Raw genomic sequence first — 17,586 nt, 5'->3', positions numbered from 1 at the left:
AATAAATTATATCAGCACTTAAAAATGTAGTCAATATATTTTTATCTGAAATTCGGCAAAATCGCGAACAATTTTATTATATCCTGGGAAATGAAAAATTATGTAAACGAACTATTCCATTATTTATTAAGCCGAATTTTCGTAATTAAATCATTGCCTACGAACATTGCTCCACAAATAACCCATTTTTTTGTGAGGATATCCGAATTCTCCCCCTACCAAAAGCAAGCTGCATTCTTTCAAAATGCAGCTCGTTCATTCTTCCTGAAATGGCTTGAAAGGCAACCCGGTCCGTAACACCCCTTTTGTCTCAATTCCCCCCAGCCCCTTCTCTCCCGTTAATGTATTCCGAAGGACATCCCATACATGAATATGATCGGAAAATGGCGTAAAGCTTATCTTTCCGACGATATAAACCGGATCAAGAGCATGTATATTAACACGGGAAGGAGAACTTGCGAAATTTGCCCCCGCTTGGATCAGCGATTCAAAATGCGACTGACAAGCCCCGGCAAATATAATCAGTTGGTCTAAATGAGAAACCCTCCTTCGCGCTTCTCTAACTGTCTGTACAAAATCCTTTGAGTGACGGTAGGCATTAATATCGGACATCGGTCCTTTTGATTTTGAATAGGCATCATGACCGGTGACAACAAGAATGTCCGGCCGATAATGATCCAGCAACCCCCCGATCCTTTGGGGCATTTCCTTTTCATTGCAATAGATGCCATTGACCGGAATACCGAATTTCTGATATAGATCCATGCATTTCCTCAAGTAAGATGCATCCCCATCAACATGGAGCACCCTCCCTGGTATTTGAAAATATTCACCGCTATACCGATAGCCATTACTGGATTGATAGCCGTTTTTTTGTTGTTGCAGCTCTAGATCTTGCGTTAATAAGCGGTCAGATTGTTCTTGTAGTACCTCATTCGACCTTTGTCGATCATTTCTTTCATTATCATTAATAATCATTAAATCTTGAAAAGGTGCATCTGCAATCAGTCGGATATCTTCCCCATAAAGAATAGCTTCACGCCTTCCGTCAATATCACGGATATCAATTACCCGGAACAACACGTCGCATTTATAAGAAACCCGACCAACAATATCGTTTATTTGAATATTCATGGCCCCACCCCATGAGAAGACTTATTTTCAGCCCGCCCTAGTTTATTTTCATTCTTAAGTTATGCGAACCAATCTTGAATGGTGAAAGGTGGATATTGATTACATTTTCGGGTATGTTCCATCATGATGGGCCAATTTCAAAATAAAAAAAGCCGGAAGCTGGGAGTGACCCCATTCCGACTTGAATCTTTCACGTTTTCTTTATTTGAAATTCGGCAATAACGCATCACTTAAGCGGCCAAATTCTTTGATGCTCAGTGTTTCGCCCCGTCTGGAAGGATCCACTTCCGCGGCTTCGAGAGCGGCAAGTATGTGTTCCTTTTTCGATTTACCATCTGGCATCTGACTGGTTAAGTTATTTAAAATCGTTTTCCGACGCTGTGCAAAGCACGCCCGGGTCACAGTGAATAGGAAATCCTCATCCAGGACCTCGACGATTGGCTTCAAGCGCCTAGTAAGGCGGATTACAGCTGAATCAACATTAGGCTGAGGCATGAATACCGTTTTTGGTACGATCATCACTGTTTCGGCTTCTGTATAATATTGAATGGCAATGGATAAAGAACCATATTCCTTTGTCCCAGGTTTTGCGGCAATTCGGTCAGCCACTTCTTTTTGCAGCATGCACACGATGCCTCTAATGGGCAAGTCCTCGGACAATAGCTTTAAAATGATCGGCGTCGTGACATAGTATGGCAGGTTTGCAACAACCATCAAGTCCGAGAATCCAGCAAATTCCTCCTCGATGACCTTCTTGACATCAGCCTTAAGAACATCCCCGTGAATGATGTTTACATTGTTATAGGGAGACAGTGTATCCGATAAGATGGGCAGTAGACGCTGATCAATCTCAAAGGCCGCAACCTTTTTGCTGCTTTTCGCCAGTTGTTCCGTCAATGCCCCGATTCCCGGCCCAATTTCGATGGCGCCGCTTTCCTCTGTCAAATTGGCATGTTCGACAATACGTTTCAAGATATTCGTATCGATTAAAAAGTTTTGGCCTAAGCTCTTTTTAAAGGAGAATCCGTACTTCTTTAATATTTCTTTCGTTCTGACAGGGGTTGCAATATCCTTATTCATTTTTTTCCTCCTGAATTATCTGTACCATCGCTTTCTCAAAAGCCTCAGTTGATATTTGGAACATTTTTAGTCTCTTATATAACTGTTTACCATTGGTAAACCCGATTTTTAACATAGATCCAAGTTTTCCCCTTCGTTCCTTGGCACCGGATCCCCCGATTAAACCTGCATCTATTAAATCCTGCTGTGAAATCTCTTCCGAAGCCTCTTCGTCCATTATTTGGGCATCCTTTAAAGCATTACGAATTGCCTCAGGAGAAGCATGTTCCACACCAATTCCTCTACCTGACTTAGGAAGGGCTTCCTTCTTCGTTAAAAAGGCGTGTTTACACCCTTTTACTTGTTCTGAAATGATATTCCTGATTTTTTGACCAGGAAAATCAGGGTCAGTGAAAATGATGGCTCCACGTGTCTTTTGTGCAAGCCTCACCTGTTCAATACAGGACTCATTCACCGCTGATCCGTTGGTTTCTATTGTATCAGCATTAACAGCCCTTTTTATCGCCACCGTATCGTCTTTTCCTTCTACAACAATAATTTCTTTAATCTTTTTCATGGTTTCCTCCATACAGAAAAGCGCAAGCGCTTTGATTAGCTCTTGGATAAACGTAACCGGTCCCCCGTAAAAAACTTTTTTGGGTAGAGAATCCAGTCTAGATCATTTATGAAAGTTTACACGCATATATTGAAACCTTATGGAATGGCAAGACGTCTATCTTATTAAAACAGTTTTACATGGGGTTTTTCAACAAATGGAAAATAAAACGCAAAAAACAGGAGACGAATTCATCTCCTGCGAGAGAAACCTTATTAGTCCAATACGCGAATCTTTACTCTCTTTACACCCCAGCGATAGGCATCATTTTTTGAAGAAAAGAAGACGTCAATCTTATTTCCCTTTATTGCTCCGCCTTTATCAGCTGCTACAGCATAGCCATATCCCTCTACATATACTTTCGACCCCATGGGAATCACGCTTGGATCGACAGCAATGATTTTCGCACCCGGATTACTCTTTAGATCTACTCCTGTGGACGTGACTCCGGAACAGCCCTTACAACTGGCTGTATAAGCTGTTGAAGATACGTATATTTCTTTTCCACTTGAAGAACTAACGTTAGTTACTCCCCGTGATGCCTGCGCAACCGTCGTTCGAGTTCCGACCGTTACAACTTTATCCTGCTTTTTATTAATTACTTTTTCTGAAAGTAATTCTCTTTTGACCTCTTTGCCATTTTCTTTAACAACTTCATATTCCTTGGAAACGAGTCCATCTTTTCCTTCTTTGACAATTTTCTCTTTCCCTTTTGATAAAGAGTCGTCTTTTTTAGTTATGACAGCAAAGTCAACTGGTTCTTCCACTACATCGGTGACTTTTTCAATTCGAACTACGTTTACCGTATTCTCAGCTTTAACTTTTTCGGTTAATTCTGGCTCAACTCGATCCAAATCATTGAGTTTTACTCCTTGTTGCTTTAAAAAGTCAGCGACAGTAGTCGAAGTTGACCATACCTGCTTTTCGTCTCCACCTACCACTAATTTCAGTGAAAAGGCTTTGTCTATGGCAACTTCCATATTCGCTTTCAGCTTCGTACTTTTTGAAGGGGTGATCTTATCCTGTTCCTTCACACTTAGATTTTGGTCTTTTAAAAGTTCATCTACCGTATCTGCGGTGGACCAGACTTCCTTCTTCTTACCATCCTGTACCATGACGATTTTTTGTGCAGGCTTCCAAACCACCTCCAAATCATCATCAACCTTTGTGGTTCTTGATGGGTGGACATAATCTGCGGCTTGAACGTTAATCTCTAAATCTTTCAACATATCATTTACAGTAGCCGCGTGTGTACGCACTACCTCTTTTTTTCCATCTAGCATGATTGTTACTGTATCCTTTGTTCCTTGATATATAAGTATTCCCAATGCTGTAGAAACAAGAATAGCACTGCAAATGGCCATTGCCATTCTCTTCTTCCCAAAAGGTTTGGGAATAAGGTTTTTCATAGTTTTTAATAGAATGAAAAACTCCTCCTTCCTCCCGGTGATTATATAGACTTAGTTATCAAGCTGTCAACCCATTCACTTCTCATTCAGGAAATTACTACCTATTATGCATATTCCATAATGAAAAGGAAAGGGCGACTTCTCGACATAATAAGCCTATAGTTGGAGTGAAATTTGTAGAAACCTTAAAAAATTGCGATTTTAGCTAGCAAACCCCGGGAGATATTGTAAAAAAAAATGTCAGTTAATGCCGAATAATTTCTTGGCATTTTCCGTTGTTGCCTGGGAAACTTCCTCTATTGTAAGTTGTTTGATTTCTGCAATTTGTTCAGCGACAAGTTTCACATATGAAGGTTCATTACGCTTCCCTCTATAAGGATGGGGAGCCAAGTATGGACAATCGGTCTCAATCAGTAAACGGTCTAAAGGTACGGCTGCTGCCACTTCCTTTGGTTTTTTGGCATTCTTGAAGGTCACAGGGCCTCCCAATGAAATATAAAAATTCATATTGATGCACTCCAAAGCCGTTTCTGCACTTCCGCTAAAGCAATGCATGATGCCCCCAACCCTTGATGCCTCTTCTTCCTTCAGTATGTTCACGATATCCGCGGTCGCTTCCCGATTATGGATGATAATGGGCAGCCCCACCTTTTTGGCCAATCGAATCTGCTTCCTGAACACCTCCATTTGAACATCTTTCGGAGATTTATCCCAATGATAATCCAGGCCCATCTCCCCAATGGCCACAACCTTTGGATGATTGGATAATTCCTCGATCCATTGTAAGTCATCTTCCGTCATATCTATAGCATCCACAGGATGCCATCCGACTGCGGCATACATGAAATCATAAGTTTCTATTAATTCCATTGCCCTTATAATGGTAGGCCGGTCAAAACCAACGACTACCATATTATCGACCCCTGCTTCCTTAGCTCTTTCTATTACGTCTTCGAGATCCTCGTTGAATTGTTCCGCATTAACATGTACATGTGTGTCAAATAACATTATTTTTCTTCCTTTCTAGCACTATTTTATAAAAAAATGAAAGTTTTATGTTTCACATTTAGGTAACAAACAGATTACAAAAGAGGCTGTATGCCCAATTAATAAATGTAGAACCAAAAACTAAACCTATATTACGTTACTTTTTCCAAAAGCATAAAGAAAAAAACATAAAAATGTTTCATATGAAACACCTTTATGTTTTCATCCGTTTATTTCACCTTTGAACCATTTGGAATCGATGAATCTATTGTAGCGACTGAGAGCACATCATCCTGGCTTCCCGCCAAAATCATTCCTTGAGAGAGCTCGCCACGAAGTTTAACAGGTTTCAAATTCGTGACGCATATCACTTTTTTGCCTACTAAATCTTCTGGTTTATAGTGCTGTGCAATGCCTGATACGACTTGCCGTTTCTCATAACCCAAATCAAGCTGAAGTTTAAGAAGCTTATCCGCCTTCTTTACAGGCTCAACTGCCATTACCTCAGCAACACGCAGCTCCACTTTTGTAAAGTCATCAATAGTGATTTCATCAACCTCGGGAATCGTCTCTTCCACTTTTTCCTCGGCCTTAGGGGCATCCCCCTGCATTTGTTCTTTAATATATAAAACTTCCTCTTCCATATCCAAACGAGGGAAGATCGGGTCTCCCTTCAAGACTTTTGTTTCAGCAGGAATTTGACCGAACTCCGCTAAACTGTCCCAGGATTTTAACACATCATCTTTGATGCTAAGCTGAGCAAAGATCTTTTCCGGTGTTTGCGTCAAGAACGGTTTCAAAAGGATTGCCGTCCTGCGTAATGATTCCGCCAAATGAACCATGACACTGGCAAGGTCTTCTTTCTTTGATTCATCTTTAGCAAGAGTCCATGGCTGGGTCTCATCAATGAATTTATTAGTTCTGCTCACGAGTTGCCAAATGGATGTCAGTGCAACTGAAAATTCCATATTTTCCATTGCTTCCTCATACTTGCCAACCGTTTCTTGGTTCATTTCAAGCAAAGCTTTTTCGAATTCACCATTGGATCCTTCATAATTTGGAATCACACCATCAAAATATTTATTGACCATTGCAACTGTTCGATTTAATAAATTCCCTAAATCATTGGCCAGGTCAAAATTGATCCGTTCCACAAACCCTTCCGGTGTAAATACCCCATCGGAACCAAATGGTACTTCACGCAATAAATAGTAGCGTAAAGAATCCAACCCGTAACGATCGATCAATGTAACGGGATCCACTACATTTCCTTTTGATTTGGACATTTTACCATCTTTCATGAGAAGCCATCCGTGGGCGAAGACTTTCTTTGGAAGCGGCACGTCAAGAGCCATTAACATGATCGGCCAATAAATTGTATGGAAACGAACGATTTCCTTTCCGACCAGATGTACGTCGGCCGGCCAATAATTCAAGTATTTAGAATCATTGTCCGTTCCATACCCTAATGCCGTTATATAATTGGTCAAAGCATCAATCCATACATAAATGACATGCTTTGGATCTCCCGGCACCTTGATGCCCCAATCGAAAGTAGTACGTGAAACGGCCAGATCTTCCAATCCAGGCTTGATGAAGTTATTGATCATTTCGTTTTTGCGGGATTCCGGCTGAATGAAATCCGGGTTTTCCTCATAAAACTTAAGTAACCGATCCGCATATTTACTCATCTTAAAGAAATAAGATTCCTCTTTCACCTTTTCAACAGGCCTGCCGCAATCAGGACAGTTCCCATTGCTCTCTTCGACTTGACGTTCCGTGAAGAAAGATTCGCAAGGTGTACAATATAATCCTTCATATTGGTCTAAATATATATCACCCTGGTCCAATAACCTTTTGAAAATCTTGGCTACGACCTCTTTATGGCGATCTTCCGTCGTCCTGATGAAATCATCATATGAAATATCAAGCTTTTCCCAGAGTTCTTTGATCCCTGATACGATATTATCTACATATTGCTGTGGAGTGATTCCCTCCTCAGCCGCTTTACGCTGGATTTTTTGGCCATGTTCATCAGTTCCTGTTAAATACATGACATCGAAGCCACGCATCCTTTTATAACGAGCCATGGCATCCCCTGCCACTGTCGTATACGCATGCCCTATATGTAAATTGCCACTCGGATAATATATGGGTGTCGTGATATAGAATGTTTTTAATTTATCTTGCACTTCGTTCCCTCCTCATCATTTGAAAAACCGGCTATGGGACTGGCCCAAGCCAAAAGAATATATTTAAGCTAGTATCTCTATTTTAACGCTATATACAATTCTGTGCGACAATAATCACTAATCTAATCATCATGTTAATAGAATAAAAAAATAATAAGTAGACTCAACTTAAAAATAAGGGTACTTCCCTTCTGTCAGCATTACCTCTTACCTGAACAAAATATACCTAAATTTCTTTTTTTGTGCAACAACTCACATATTCGCAAACTTTTTCAGAAAATTATCCTTAATTCAGAACTTTTGTTTTGAAACTAAAATATATTTAATCATATAATAGGGAAGTATGTTTTCATATGCATACTTTGTCGAAATGTGGTGAAGTGAAGTGAGTAGTTCTTTGTATCCTGCATTTCTTTACTTTTAAAGGCATAACCGATTTTTTCTCTTTAAAAGCCATTTTGTTACACGAAGTGGACCCTGCTATTTCTTACAAAAAAATGAAAATAAATCATTGACGAATTTGGGAATGGCTGGTATTATAAATTTATAAAAAAATTTGTCGAATAATGGCGAAAAAAATAGAAATAGGGTACTAGATTGTAACTGAGAGGAGAATTTTTTAAATGAAATCTACAGGTATTGTTCGTAAAGTTGATGAGTTAGGCCGGGTGGTTATTCCAATCGAACTTCGTCGTACATTGGGTATCGCTGAGAAAGACGCTCTTGAAATCTATGTGGATGATGAGCGCATCATCTTGAAAAAATACAAACCAAACATGACTTGCCAAGTTACAGGTGAAGTTTCCGATAACAACCTTACACTTGCCAATGGCAAATTGATTCTTAGTCGTGAAGGTGCAGAATTACTTATTCAAGAAATTCAACAAAACTTCACTGCTTCTAAATAAATGATAAAAAAACTTCCGTTCTTCGGAAGTTTTTTTATGCTCATTATTCTTGTATATCAATGTGAAACGCTTGATAAACATCGCGTTTTTGCATATTGCGATCTTTTGCGACCTGCTTGATTGCGTCCTTTGAAGTGAACTGCTTGGTTTCTATATAATGATTAACATGGCCGACGATATCAAGGTCCATCCACCAAGCCTCTTCCGATTCATCCTCCGACCATTGCCCGCCTTCTATTATTAAACAGAACTCACCGCGAATTTCGGATTCCACCGCCCATGTCAAGGCCTCACTCACAGTCCCTCGAATGAACTCTTCAAATTTCTTGGTTAACTCCCGGCATAATACTATACGACGGTCACCTAAAATTTCATGCATATGTTTCAATGTTTCTTTCAATCGATGTGGCGATTCATAAACGATCCAAGTTGATTCCATTTTTTTTAATTTTTCCAGTTCCTGCTTTTTTTCTTTTGCTCCCCGTTGCAGAAAACCATAGAAGTAAAAAGGCTGGGGAACCAGTCCAGATGCGATCAATGCAGTTAATGCAGCATTTGCCCCCGGCAACGGAATGACTTTAAACTGTTCGGCAATGGCATCTTTGACCAGTTCATATCCCGGGTCGGATATCGTCGGCAAGCCAGCATCACTTACCAATGCGATGACCTCTCCAGATCGAAGCCTCTCAAGCATTTGTTTCCCGCTATATTCCTTATTATGTTCATGGTAGCTGACGATAGGTGTCGAAATTTCAAAGTAGTTGCATAATTTCTTCGTATTTCGCGTGTCCTCAGCAGCAATGACATCCGCTTCCTTTAAGATTCTTAAAGCCCGGAAACTCATATCCTCAAGGTTTCCTATCGGTGTAGGAACCAGATATAGAGCCGGCTCCAATCCTTCTTTTTCAAAACTCTTTTGCTGCCACATATCATGTATCCTCCTTTGCCATCCACTTTTCCTTTTGTTTTCTTGTTAATTGCTTAAATTTATATTCAGCCTGCATGGCCAATGTCCGTGTTTCGAATATTTCATGATAAATCAGTTCAACCGGTGTCCGGCCACGTGTATACTTAGCGCCCCTGCCTTGATTATGAACATCAATCCTACGGTGCAAATCATTGGTATACCCAGCATAATAACTGCCGTCCCTGCACTTTAAAACATAAAAATAATGCTTATTCCTCTCCATATAGAATCCTTCTGATTTCGGGATTATACTCATTTTGATCATTATATACAACAAGCGGGGGAAGAATCTTCAAATCAGGGTTGCCGTCCTTTATCCCTTCTATAAGAATCGTATTCGCTTCTTTTGAACTCTTAGGATAAACGAATTGCAGTCGCTTCGGTTCAATTCTGTACATCCTCATGAAATGCAGGATATCCATCAGACGGCCCGGTCTATGAACGAATGCGGCTTTCCCACCTTGACGCAGCAATTGGCTTGAAACACGCATGACATCCTCAAGATTACACATGATTTCATGTCGGGCAATTGCAAAGTGCTCATTTTTGTTAATTTCCTCCATGGATGGCGTCGGGAAATAGGGTGGATTGCAAGTAACGACGTCATATTTGCTATACCCTATCTGCTTTGGAATTTCTTTTATATCTCCATGAATCATCTCGATTTGGGAGGTTACGCCATTATAGTCCATGCTCCTCTGGGCCATGTCATATAACCGCTCTTGAATTTCAACACCGGTAATTGTCCCTTTCGTTCTTGTACTCAGCAGCAAAGGTATGACCCCATTGCCTGAGCAAAGATCGACGATTTTCCCTTTTTGGATCGGTACATTCACGAACCTTGATAATAAAACGGCATCTAATGAAAAAGAGAACACCGATGGGCTCTGAATGATCCTTAAATTCTCAGCCAAAAGATAATCCAGGCGCTCATCTCCATTAAGTTCTACCATTGCTGTTACCCTCCTAATCATGTATGGAAAAAGCATGTTTAGGGACCATGCTTCTATGTTACTGTCGTACAAAAAGGGGCCTGACTCATAGTATGCGTCAGACCCCGAATCACTATATATTGTAAACGGTCTATCTATCACGTAAAAGAGATGGAACATCTTTTATATTATCCATTATCACTTCTTGTTTAAAAAAGATAAACAGAACAGGCAATCCCCTTCTTTTCGTAAACTGCCAAAATGCAGATTGCAAATATGAAAGCCTTCTTGATAGATACGGGCTAAGTTATCATAGCCTTCCCCGATATCCATAACCTTTTCCGCACTTGGAGTACGGTTTTTCACTTTTTGTTTGACCTTAACTGCAGCAGGCGCACTTTCGACTTCCACAAGGCCCAACCGATGGCGCAAATGCTCGTTTTCCAGCTTGATCGACTGATTTTCCTCAAGTATTTCAGCTAAGTTCTGCTTCAATTCTCCAAGCTGCTTATATAATTGGCCTATCTGGGTTTCCATATTGGTCACCGACTCAAAAATATCTTTCTTATCCACGCTCTCCCACCACCTTAATAATCTGTGGCTTGAATAGAAACGGCTCCCTCTTTTAGAATCTCATCTAGAGTATACTCTAATACTCTTTCTTGCCCGATTAGTTCAATCTGAAGTACGCGTTCTAGAATATTAAGCCCCACTACCTTGCCTTTGCCACCAGGCGTATTAATCATTTCACCTAAATCAGGAAGCATTTCCTTCGCACTTTCATACTCATCATTTTCATATTTCAGACAGCACATCAATCGACCGCATAAACCTGAGATTTTTGTAGGGTTTAATGATAAATTCTGATCCTTCGCCATTTTGATGGAAACCGGTTCAAAATCTCCAAGAAATGTGGAGCAACAAAGCATTCTGCCACAAGGTCCGATGCCACCAAGCATCTTTGCCTCATCCCTTACCCCGATTTGGCGCAGTTCTATGCGAGTTCTGAATATGGCAGCTAAATCTTTGACTAAATCACGGAAATCCACGCGACCATCCGCTGTAAAATAAAACACGACTTTATTTCTGTCGAAAGTATATGACACATCAACCAGCTTCATATCCAGCTTATGTTCCACAACCTTTTGACAACATATAGTGTAAGCCTCTTCTGCAGCCGCCTTATTCTCGTCTACAATCAGCTTATCTTTTGCATCAGCGACCCGAAGTACTTTTTTCAATGGCAGGACAACATCGTTTTCATCTACTTGTTTACGGGCTGTAACGACTTTACCGAATTCAACACCGCGGACAGTCTCCACTATTACAAAATCGTCCTTAGGAATTTCGAATTCACCCGGATCGAAGTAGTATATTTTGCCCGCCTTTTTAAAACGGACACCTACAACATCATACAAATCATGATCCCTCCTGCAAATTCAGCACAAGCTGTTCCATCAACAGCTGTGGATTCGTGTTGGACATCAGCTTCCTTTTTGCTTCCAAAATGCAACCCATATGTTCAGCAAGGCGTCTTGGGGAAAGATGAAGAGCGTGAGTTTCAAATTCCTTCAGTTTATTTTGGAACACAACGAAGTCCTTTTTGTCCAACTGAATGTATAATAAATCCTTATATATAAGAAGTAACAAATCAAGACCTCTGTCAACCTGTTCTCTTTCTTTAAAGTGTGTGAACCAATCCGTCTGAAGGTACAGCATTGCCTTCAAGGAATTAAGTTTTAACACTTCATATAATTTTACCACTATTTTTTGAGCTTGTACAAACCATTCATCATGGCTAAGCTCGATTCCAGCTTCCACATTCTGTGTGATGTGGGCAATAACCGAGGCCAGCTGTGGTTCTAACTCCTGTTCTATCAGCTTCCGTTTCACATTCTCCGGAGATAATGGCTTGAACGAAATCACTTGGCACCTTGATAATATAGTCGGCAGAATCCTCTGAAGCTGTTCGGTCATCAATATTGCTACCGTATCAGCCGAAGGTTCTTCTAAAAATTTCAATAGACTGTTGGCTGCCCCCACAGACATTTTGTCAGCATCGGCAATCATATAAACCTTCCGATCTGCCTCTACGCTCTTTTTCGAAAATTCTTCCTGAAGCCCCTTGATTTGCTCTTTCTTTATTGAGAGACCGTCCTTTTCTATCAAATGGACATCAGGATGATTCCCACTTGAAATCCGTTTGCAATTCCGACAAAGTTCGCATGGCTCATAACCTGCTGTCGGGGCTTCACATAGTAAGCTTTTGGCAAAGGCATAGCTTATCTCTTGCTTGCCTGTCCCTTTTTCCCCTTCAAATAAATACGCATGAGCCACCCTGTTTTTCGTTATGCTATTTTGCAGCATCGTCATTACCTGCGGCTGAATTTCACTCATGTCCTGCCATGTTTTATCCAAAACCATCAACTCACTTAAGTATATAAATTAATCAGAAGACCTTTAATCTCGCCTATCATTTCCAATATTTCAAGCGAACTCTTCTCTTTATTAAGAATTTCCTCGCTTAACTCAACTAATTTTGCATCTATCGTTTCCACGGTTTTCAATGGCCGGCTCTGTCCATATTCATTCCAGCTCGTTGATTGCTTCAGTTCCAGTCCATATTCAACCGCTTCTTTAACAAACCGTTTCACCAATGCTTTATATTTTGCCAATTCCCTAAAAGTACGTGACCTTACTAAACGCTGACCCGCCCCTTCGATATCGCCTATCAAACGGTTTAATGTTTGGATTTGCATCTTTTGATCCTGTGTCTGGACCATTTGTTGGAATCTTCCATTTCCGGTTTGGAATTGTTTGGCATCCTGTCGCGATTTATCCAGCTTAATAGGGATATCATGGTTGATTTTCATAATGAACCTCCCTGAAACTAACCGTTAAAATTGTAAAAAGTTTTCAACCGGCAGAACAAAAATGGTCGCACCGCCCACTTGAATCTCCACTGGGTAAGGTACATATGACTCGGCATTCCCGCCCATCGGTGAAACCGGTGATACTAATTGGGATCGTGACTGACAATTCTGTTTGATGATCTGGATGGCTTGGTCAACACGTTCATCCTCTGTTCCAATCATAAAAGTCGTATTACCTGATTTTAAAAACCCGCCAGTGCTGGCTAACTTGGTCGTTCCGAAATTATTTTCCACTAATTGATTCAGCAGGCGATGACTATCCTTGTCTTGAACGACAGCAATGATCATTTTCATTCTCATCATCCTCCGGTTACTCTGAATTTTTACTAACTACATTATATCAAATAGTATTGGTTGAATAATATGGAAACCTATATAATCAGTTTCCCGCTTTCGCTAAAAAATCCAATAGGCTGGCTTTCGATTCCTCAAAGACTTCATCTATTGTCCGGCCTGCATCCACGATAATGAAACGTTCTTTCCATCTATTTATAATGAACTGATACCCTTCACAAACTTTTTTATGAAAGTCGAGTGCTTCAAGATCCAGCCGGTTCACTTCCCGTTCCCCATTGGACTGGATGCGTCTCAATCCCTCTTCTGGGTCGATATCAAAAAAGAGCGTGGCATCTGGCATCATATCTCCAATTGCAAATTTATTGATATTGTAAACTTCTTCTATATCCAAACCCCTTGCATGACCCTGATAGGCTAATGAGCTATCTATAAACCGGTCACAGAGGACAATTCCCCCTCGTTCCAGCTCAGGCATGACCACTTCCACTAAATGCTGACGCCTTGCTGCTGCGTATAATAAAGCCTCTGTCCTCGAGTCCATGGCTGTATTATCTTTATTAAGGATCACTTCCCTAATTTGCTCCGAAATGGGAACTCCCCCTGGCTCACGGGTTAATAGAACTTGATAGCCTTCTTTTTGCAGAGCCTTGCCAAGCATTTGGGTAATGGTTGTTTTCCCGGCACCCTCAGGCCCTTCCATTGTTATAAAAATACCACGTTTCATCGATGTACCTCCAAGGTTCTTTGTATGTAGTATATCATTTTAACCAGTCTGCCCGCTGTCATAAACGATTAATTCTCCGTTTGAAAGGGAGGAACCACCATGAAACCTTGATCCCATTTCCAGCAGTCTCCGCAAATTGGATATATGTTCAGGAGTAATCATTTCCCCGGACATAATTAAAGGGATGCCCGGCGGATAAGGAATGACCATCTCGGCGGATACCTCTCCGACTGCTTTCCGTAATTCGACAGGTCTTGCTTTGCTATGCTTCATGACGGAGTAGGGCATTTCAAGCCCTGTCATTGACCTTCCATCAGGCCAGAGGACCCGAAGATCTGCTTCCTTGTTTCCAGTTCTGTCTTGAGTGGCACTTTTTATAGTTTGTATGATTTCATGAAAAGGAAAATCGGTACCCATTTTTAATAAGGGTAAAATCATTAATAAATTATCAGGATCAGCCAACTCCGTAAAAATGCCTTCGGCTTCACATAGCTGCTGTAACTCAAATCCGCTTAAACCATTTGTTGATTGAATGACTACTTTTAACGGGTCTGCCAAGGTGCCTGGCGGCGCCTCCAGAACCCTTACTGTCTGCAGGGCACCTAATTCTCCTCTGAAGTCCGATATCTTTTCAATAAGGAATTTTTTATCTTCTGATGTAAAAGCGGCTAAGTAGGCCCTGGCCAAGTCGAGCGAACCCATAATTGGGTAAGATGGACTGCTGGACTGAAGCATTTGTAAATAGAATGATGCTTGATCGACATCAATTAAGGATGAATTCACATGAAGAAATGACCCCATCGTCATGGCTGGCAGTGTTTTATGCGCTGAATGGACAACGGCATCTGCCCCTGCCGAAATGGCCGACTTGGGAAACGGACTTCCTAACTGAAAATGAGCGCCATGTGCCTCGTCCACCAGCACAGGAATCCCCTTTTGATGTGCGAGTCTTACCATTTCCGTCAAGTCTTCACCAATTCCATAATAATTAGGATAGGTAACAATGATGGCTTTTGCATCTGGATGTACACTCAAGGCTTCTTCAATTAAATTTGATCCCAAACCGCCGGCAATGCCCCATTTCTCATAATAGTCCGGTTGCAAAAAAATCGGTTGTACATTCGCTAACATCAATCCATGTAAAATTGATTTATGGCAGTTTCTTTGGACAAGGACCTTATCACCTTCCCTGCAGGCAGCAAGAATCATGGCAATGTTGCCTACGGTTGACCCATTAACGAGAAAATAACTCCGCTTTACCCCATATAGATCAGCGAGTAGTTGCTCGGACTTTAGAATGGCGCCCTCTGGAGCATGCAGGTCATCTAAACCGCTTATTTCCGTGGCATCAATACCAAGCAGGGGGTTGTATAAGGCTTGGCCCTTTTTATTAAACACCCATCCATTTTTATGCCCTGGGACATGCAGGGATATGGAGCTTTTTTTATGAAAAGCACTCATTGCATCGAACAATGGTGTCTGTAATTGATTCATTTTTCTCTTCCCTCATATCATAGTATTTTTTCATTTTATCAAATAAGTACAATTTTATCTCATATTGCGCCGACAGAAAGGCAATTATGCATCTCTGAACAGTCTGTTTGGAGGGAACATACGGCAACATGGGAGCATGTTGCCAAGCATTCTTCTAAAGTACCAAAAAAAGAATCAGAGACTAAAGAAACACACATTTCTTTTATCTCTGATTCTTTAACTTTCCACAAACTATTTTTTCATGATAATATTTCAGGATTAGTGATTTTTCTTAATTTCTTTAAGTAATATTGGTACTTGGGATCGTTCGTATCCGTCCCGATCATATCCCTTTCGCATTCCTCACAAATAAAAGTCGTATATAGATGTATACCCATCCCTTTTACTTGTTCACAAACCGCGCACGTTTCCCCTGCCGTTGTTTTGGTTTTTGTTGTCCCCAACATCTCCACCTCCATACCTGCATTCTCCCCAAAAACCATTGTTCGCATACATTGATTTAAATAGTTTAAGAGAACCCGGGGATGCTTTTAACAATGTATGATGAAGAATTTCAATACGTGTATGTCTTCATAAAAGTTTCCATAATTGATAATCCCTTTATATCCAATGATTTTTCTTTGGGTTAAGCAAAAAAAGACCAGCCGGATGGCTGATCTTTTTAAATGGCTTGGCGGCGTCCTACTCTCACAGGGGGAAACCCCCAACTACCATCGGCGCTGAAGAGCTTAACTGCCGTGTTCGGAATGGGAACGGGTGTGACCTCTTCGCTATCGCCACCAAACATAAAAGGAACGTTGTTCCTTCAAAACTAGATAATAAGAAGGTATTTCATTTTTTTAAAAGCGTTGGTTAAGTCCTCGATCTATTAGTATCAGTCAGCTCCACATGTCACCATGCTTCCACCTCTGACCTATCAACCTGATCATCTTTCAGGGATCTTACTAGCTTGCGCCATGGGAAATCTCATCTTGAGGGGGGCTTCATGCTTAGATGCTTTCAGCACTTATCCCGTCCGCACGTAGCTACCCAGCTATGCCTTTGGCAAGACAACTGGTACACCAGCGGTGCGTCCATCCCGGTCCTCTCGTACTAAGGACAGCTCCTCTCAAATTTCCTGCGCCCGCGACGGATAGGGACCGAACTGTCTCACGACGTTCTGAACCCAGCTCGCGTACCGCTTTAATGGGCGAACAGCCCAACCCTTGGGACCGACTACAGCCCCAGGATGCGATGAGCCGACATCGAGGTGCCAAACCTCCCCGTCGATGTGGACTCTTGGGGGAGATAAGCCTGTTATCCCCGGGGTAGCTTTTATCCGTTGAGCGATGGCCCTTCCATGCGGAACCACCGGATCACTAAGCCCGACTTTCGTCCCTGCTCGACTTGTAGGTCTCGCAGTCAAGCTCCCTTGTGCCTTTACACTCTACGAATGATTTCCAACCATTCTGAGGGAACCTTTGGGCGCCTCCGTTACTCTTTAGGAGGCGACCGCCCCAGTCAAACTGCCCACCTGACACTGTCTCCCACCCCGATAAGGGGCGCGGGTTAGAATTTCAATACAGCCAGGGTAGTATCCCACCAACGCCTCCACCGAAGCTGGCGCTCCGGCTTCTCAGGCTCCTACCTATCCTGTACAAGCTGTACCAAAATTCAATATCAGGCTGCAGTAAAGCTCCACGGGGTCTTTCCGTCCTGTCGCGGGTAACCTGCATCTTCACAGGTACTATAATTTCACCGAGTCTCTCGTTGAGACAGTGCCCAGATCGTTACACCTTTCGTGCGGGTCGGAACTTACCCGACAAGGAATTTCGCTACCTTAGGACCGTTATAGTTACGGCCGCCGTTTACTGGGGCTTCGGTTCAAAGCTTCGCTTGCGCTAACCTCTCCCCTTAACCTTCCAGCACCGGGCAGGTGTCAGCCCCTATACTTC

The 17,586-nt window shown here is 41.7% G+C and carries 18 protein-coding genes and 2 rRNA genes (1 of these 20 only partly in view); 1 reads left to right on the top strand and 19 read right to left on the bottom strand.

The features are described from left to right. Positions 1-255: 255 nt before the first annotated feature. The 6 genes from yabG to metG all read right to left on the bottom strand — a co-directional run bounded on the left by yabG (position 256) and on the right by metG (position 7,397). Positions 256-1,134 carry a sporulation peptidase YabG gene (yabG, locus tag MKX49_RS26035; protein WP_048689999.1) on the bottom strand — a complete coding sequence of 293 codons (879 nt, stop codon included), beginning with the start codon at positions 1,132-1,134 and terminating at the stop codon, positions 256-258. 201 nt (positions 1,135-1,335) lie between these two features. Beyond that, a complete protein-coding gene (rsmA, locus tag MKX49_RS26030) occupies positions 1,336-2,214 on the bottom strand; it encodes a 16S rRNA (adenine(1518)-N(6)/adenine(1519)-N(6))-dimethyltransferase RsmA (RefSeq protein ID WP_340878259.1) in 879 nt (292 codons plus the stop codon). Beyond that, positions 2,207-2,770 (bottom strand): ribonuclease M5, encoded by a 564-nt coding sequence (gene rnmV, locus MKX49_RS26025; RefSeq protein ID WP_340878258.1) that lies wholly within the window; start codon positions 2,768-2,770, stop codon positions 2,207-2,209. The genes rsmA and rnmV overlap by 8 nt, the downstream gene beginning before the upstream one ends. A gap of 254 nt (positions 2,771-3,024) precedes the next feature. After that, complete coding sequence (locus tag MKX49_RS26020) at positions 3,025-4,179, bottom strand: ubiquitin-like domain-containing protein (protein ID WP_340878257.1); 1,155 nt, start codon at positions 4,177-4,179, stop codon at positions 3,025-3,027. Between the two features lie 279 nt (positions 4,180-4,458). Then, on the bottom strand, positions 4,459-5,226 hold the full coding sequence (locus MKX49_RS26015; protein ID WP_034316352.1) for a TatD family hydrolase: 768 nt from the start codon (positions 5,224-5,226) through the stop codon (positions 4,459-4,461). 209 nt (positions 5,227-5,435) lie between these two features. Further along, positions 5,436-7,397: a methionine--tRNA ligase gene (gene metG, locus MKX49_RS26010; RefSeq protein WP_034316354.1), complete on the bottom strand. Its 1,962-nt coding sequence runs from the start codon at positions 7,395-7,397 to the stop codon at positions 5,436-5,438. Between the two features lie 623 nt (positions 7,398-8,020). Here metG and MKX49_RS26005 point away from each other — a divergent pair. Beyond that, a complete protein-coding gene (locus MKX49_RS26005) occupies positions 8,021-8,305 on the top strand; it encodes an AbrB/MazE/SpoVT family DNA-binding domain-containing protein (RefSeq protein ID WP_048689982.1) in 285 nt (94 codons plus the stop codon). Between the two features lie 43 nt (positions 8,306-8,348). Here the strand turns inward: MKX49_RS26005 and rsmI are convergent, their stop codons facing one another. The 13 genes from rsmI to MKX49_RS25940 all read right to left on the bottom strand — a co-directional run. Then, entirely contained in the window at positions 8,349-9,233 is an 885-nt protein-coding gene (gene rsmI, locus MKX49_RS26000) for a 16S rRNA (cytidine(1402)-2'-O)-methyltransferase (RefSeq protein ID WP_048689979.1), read from the bottom strand. 1 nt (position 9,234) lies between these two features. Then, positions 9,235-9,495, bottom strand: coding sequence for a GIY-YIG nuclease family protein (locus tag MKX49_RS25995; RefSeq protein WP_034316360.1), 261 nt, complete (start codon positions 9,493-9,495; stop codon positions 9,235-9,237). Then, complete coding sequence (locus MKX49_RS25990) at positions 9,482-10,225, bottom strand: tRNA1(Val) (adenine(37)-N6)-methyltransferase (RefSeq protein ID WP_048689974.1); 744 nt, start codon at positions 10,223-10,225, stop codon at positions 9,482-9,484. The genes MKX49_RS25995 and MKX49_RS25990 overlap by 14 nt, the downstream gene beginning before the upstream one ends. Positions 10,226-10,402: 177 nt before the next feature. Continuing rightward, a complete protein-coding gene (yabA, locus tag MKX49_RS25985) occupies positions 10,403-10,741 on the bottom strand; it encodes a DNA replication initiation control protein YabA (protein ID WP_207117975.1) in 339 nt (112 codons plus the stop codon). Between the two features lie 50 nt (positions 10,742-10,791). Beyond that, entirely contained in the window at positions 10,792-11,622 is an 831-nt protein-coding gene (locus tag MKX49_RS25980) for a PSP1 domain-containing protein (protein ID WP_340878256.1), read from the bottom strand. Between the two features lies 1 nt (position 11,623). After that, positions 11,624-12,628: a DNA polymerase III subunit delta' gene (holB, locus tag MKX49_RS25975; RefSeq protein WP_141236117.1), complete on the bottom strand. Its 1,005-nt coding sequence runs from the start codon at positions 12,626-12,628 to the stop codon at positions 11,624-11,626. A gap of 8 nt (positions 12,629-12,636) precedes the next feature. Beyond that, complete coding sequence (locus MKX49_RS25970) at positions 12,637-13,077, bottom strand: YaaR family protein (protein WP_048689968.1); 441 nt, start codon at positions 13,075-13,077, stop codon at positions 12,637-12,639. Positions 13,078-13,101: 24 nt separating this feature from the next. Then, entirely contained in the window at positions 13,102-13,431 is a 330-nt protein-coding gene (locus tag MKX49_RS25965) for a cyclic-di-AMP receptor (protein WP_034316369.1), read from the bottom strand. 85 nt (positions 13,432-13,516) lie between these two features. Beyond that, a complete protein-coding gene (tmk, locus tag MKX49_RS25960; protein ID WP_340878255.1) occupies positions 13,517-14,158 on the bottom strand; it encodes a dTMP kinase in 642 nt (213 codons plus the stop codon). 39 nt (positions 14,159-14,197) lie between these two features. Beyond that, positions 14,198-15,652, bottom strand: a complete 1,455-nt coding sequence (locus MKX49_RS25955) for an aminotransferase class I/II-fold pyridoxal phosphate-dependent enzyme (protein ID WP_340878253.1) — start codon at positions 15,650-15,652, stop codon at positions 14,198-14,200. A 239-nt stretch (positions 15,653-15,891) separates the two neighbouring features. Further along, the gene (locus MKX49_RS25950; protein WP_340878251.1) at positions 15,892-16,110 is read right to left on the bottom strand and encodes a sigma factor G inhibitor Gin; all 219 of its coding nucleotides are present in this window, start codon (positions 16,108-16,110) and stop codon (positions 15,892-15,894) included. A 210-nt stretch (positions 16,111-16,320) separates the two neighbouring features. After that, a 5S ribosomal RNA gene (rrf, locus tag MKX49_RS25945) occupies positions 16,321-16,436 on the bottom strand. Between the two features lie 64 nt (positions 16,437-16,500). Beyond that, positions 16,501-17,586, bottom strand: a 23S ribosomal RNA gene (locus tag MKX49_RS25940); it runs 1,847 nt beyond the window's last position.

Origin of the sequence: Peribacillus sp. FSL M8-0224 (assembly GCF_038003055.1) — a bacterium.
Classification (GTDB): Bacteria; Bacillota; Bacilli; order Bacillales; family DSM-1321; genus Peribacillus; species Peribacillus frigoritolerans.
The sequence above is the reverse complement of the archived record's forward strand: the minus strand, read 5'-3'. Positions and strand labels throughout refer to the sequence as shown.

Coding starts and splice junctions, on each gene's coding strand:
- MKX49_RS25965 (WP_034316369.1), bottom strand. CDS start 13,431: ATGAAAATGATCATTGCTGTCGTTCAAGACAAGGATAGTCATCGCCTG.
- tmk (WP_340878255.1), bottom strand. CDS start 14,158: ATGAAACGTGGTATTTTTATAACAATGGAAGGGCCTGAGGGTGCCGGG.
- MKX49_RS25990 (WP_048689974.1), bottom strand. CDS start 10,225: ATGGTAGAACTTAATGGAGATGAGCGCCTGGATTATCTTTTGGCTGAG.
- MKX49_RS26020 (WP_340878257.1), bottom strand. CDS start 4,179: ATGGCAATGGCCATTTGCAGTGCTATTCTTGTTTCTACAGCATTGGGA.
- MKX49_RS26015 (WP_034316352.1), bottom strand. CDS start 5,226: ATGTTATTTGACACACATGTACATGTTAATGCGGAACAATTCAACGAG.
- MKX49_RS26005 (WP_048689982.1), top strand. CDS start 8,021: ATGAAATCTACAGGTATTGTTCGTAAAGTTGATGAGTTAGGCCGGGTG.
- MKX49_RS25955 (WP_340878253.1), bottom strand. CDS start 15,652: ATGAATCAATTACAGACACCATTGTTCGATGCAATGAGTGCTTTTCAT.
- MKX49_RS25970 (WP_048689968.1), bottom strand. CDS start 13,077: ATGAAAATCAACCATGATATCCCTATTAAGCTGGATAAATCGCGACAG.
- holB (WP_141236117.1), bottom strand. CDS start 12,628: ATGGTTTTGGATAAAACATGGCAGGACATGAGTGAAATTCAGCCGCAG.
- MKX49_RS25995 (WP_034316360.1), bottom strand. CDS start 9,495: ATGGAGAGGAATAAGCATTATTTTTATGTTTTAAAGTGCAGGGACGGC.
- rnmV (WP_340878258.1), bottom strand. CDS start 2,770: ATGAAAAAGATTAAAGAAATTATTGTTGTAGAAGGAAAAGACGATACG.
- rsmI (WP_048689979.1), bottom strand. CDS start 9,233: ATGTGGCAGCAAAAGAGTTTTGAAAAAGAAGGATTGGAGCCGGCTCTA.
- MKX49_RS25950 (WP_340878251.1), bottom strand. CDS start 16,110: ATGGAGGTGGAGATGTTGGGGACAACAAAAACCAAAACAACGGCAGGG.
- yabA (WP_207117975.1), bottom strand. CDS start 10,741: ATGGAAACCCAGATAGGCCAATTATATAAGCAGCTTGGAGAATTGAAG.
- rsmA (WP_340878259.1), bottom strand. CDS start 2,214: ATGAATAAGGATATTGCAACCCCTGTCAGAACGAAAGAAATATTAAAG.
- yabG (WP_048689999.1), bottom strand. CDS start 1,134: ATGAATATTCAAATAAACGATATTGTTGGTCGGGTTTCTTATAAATGC.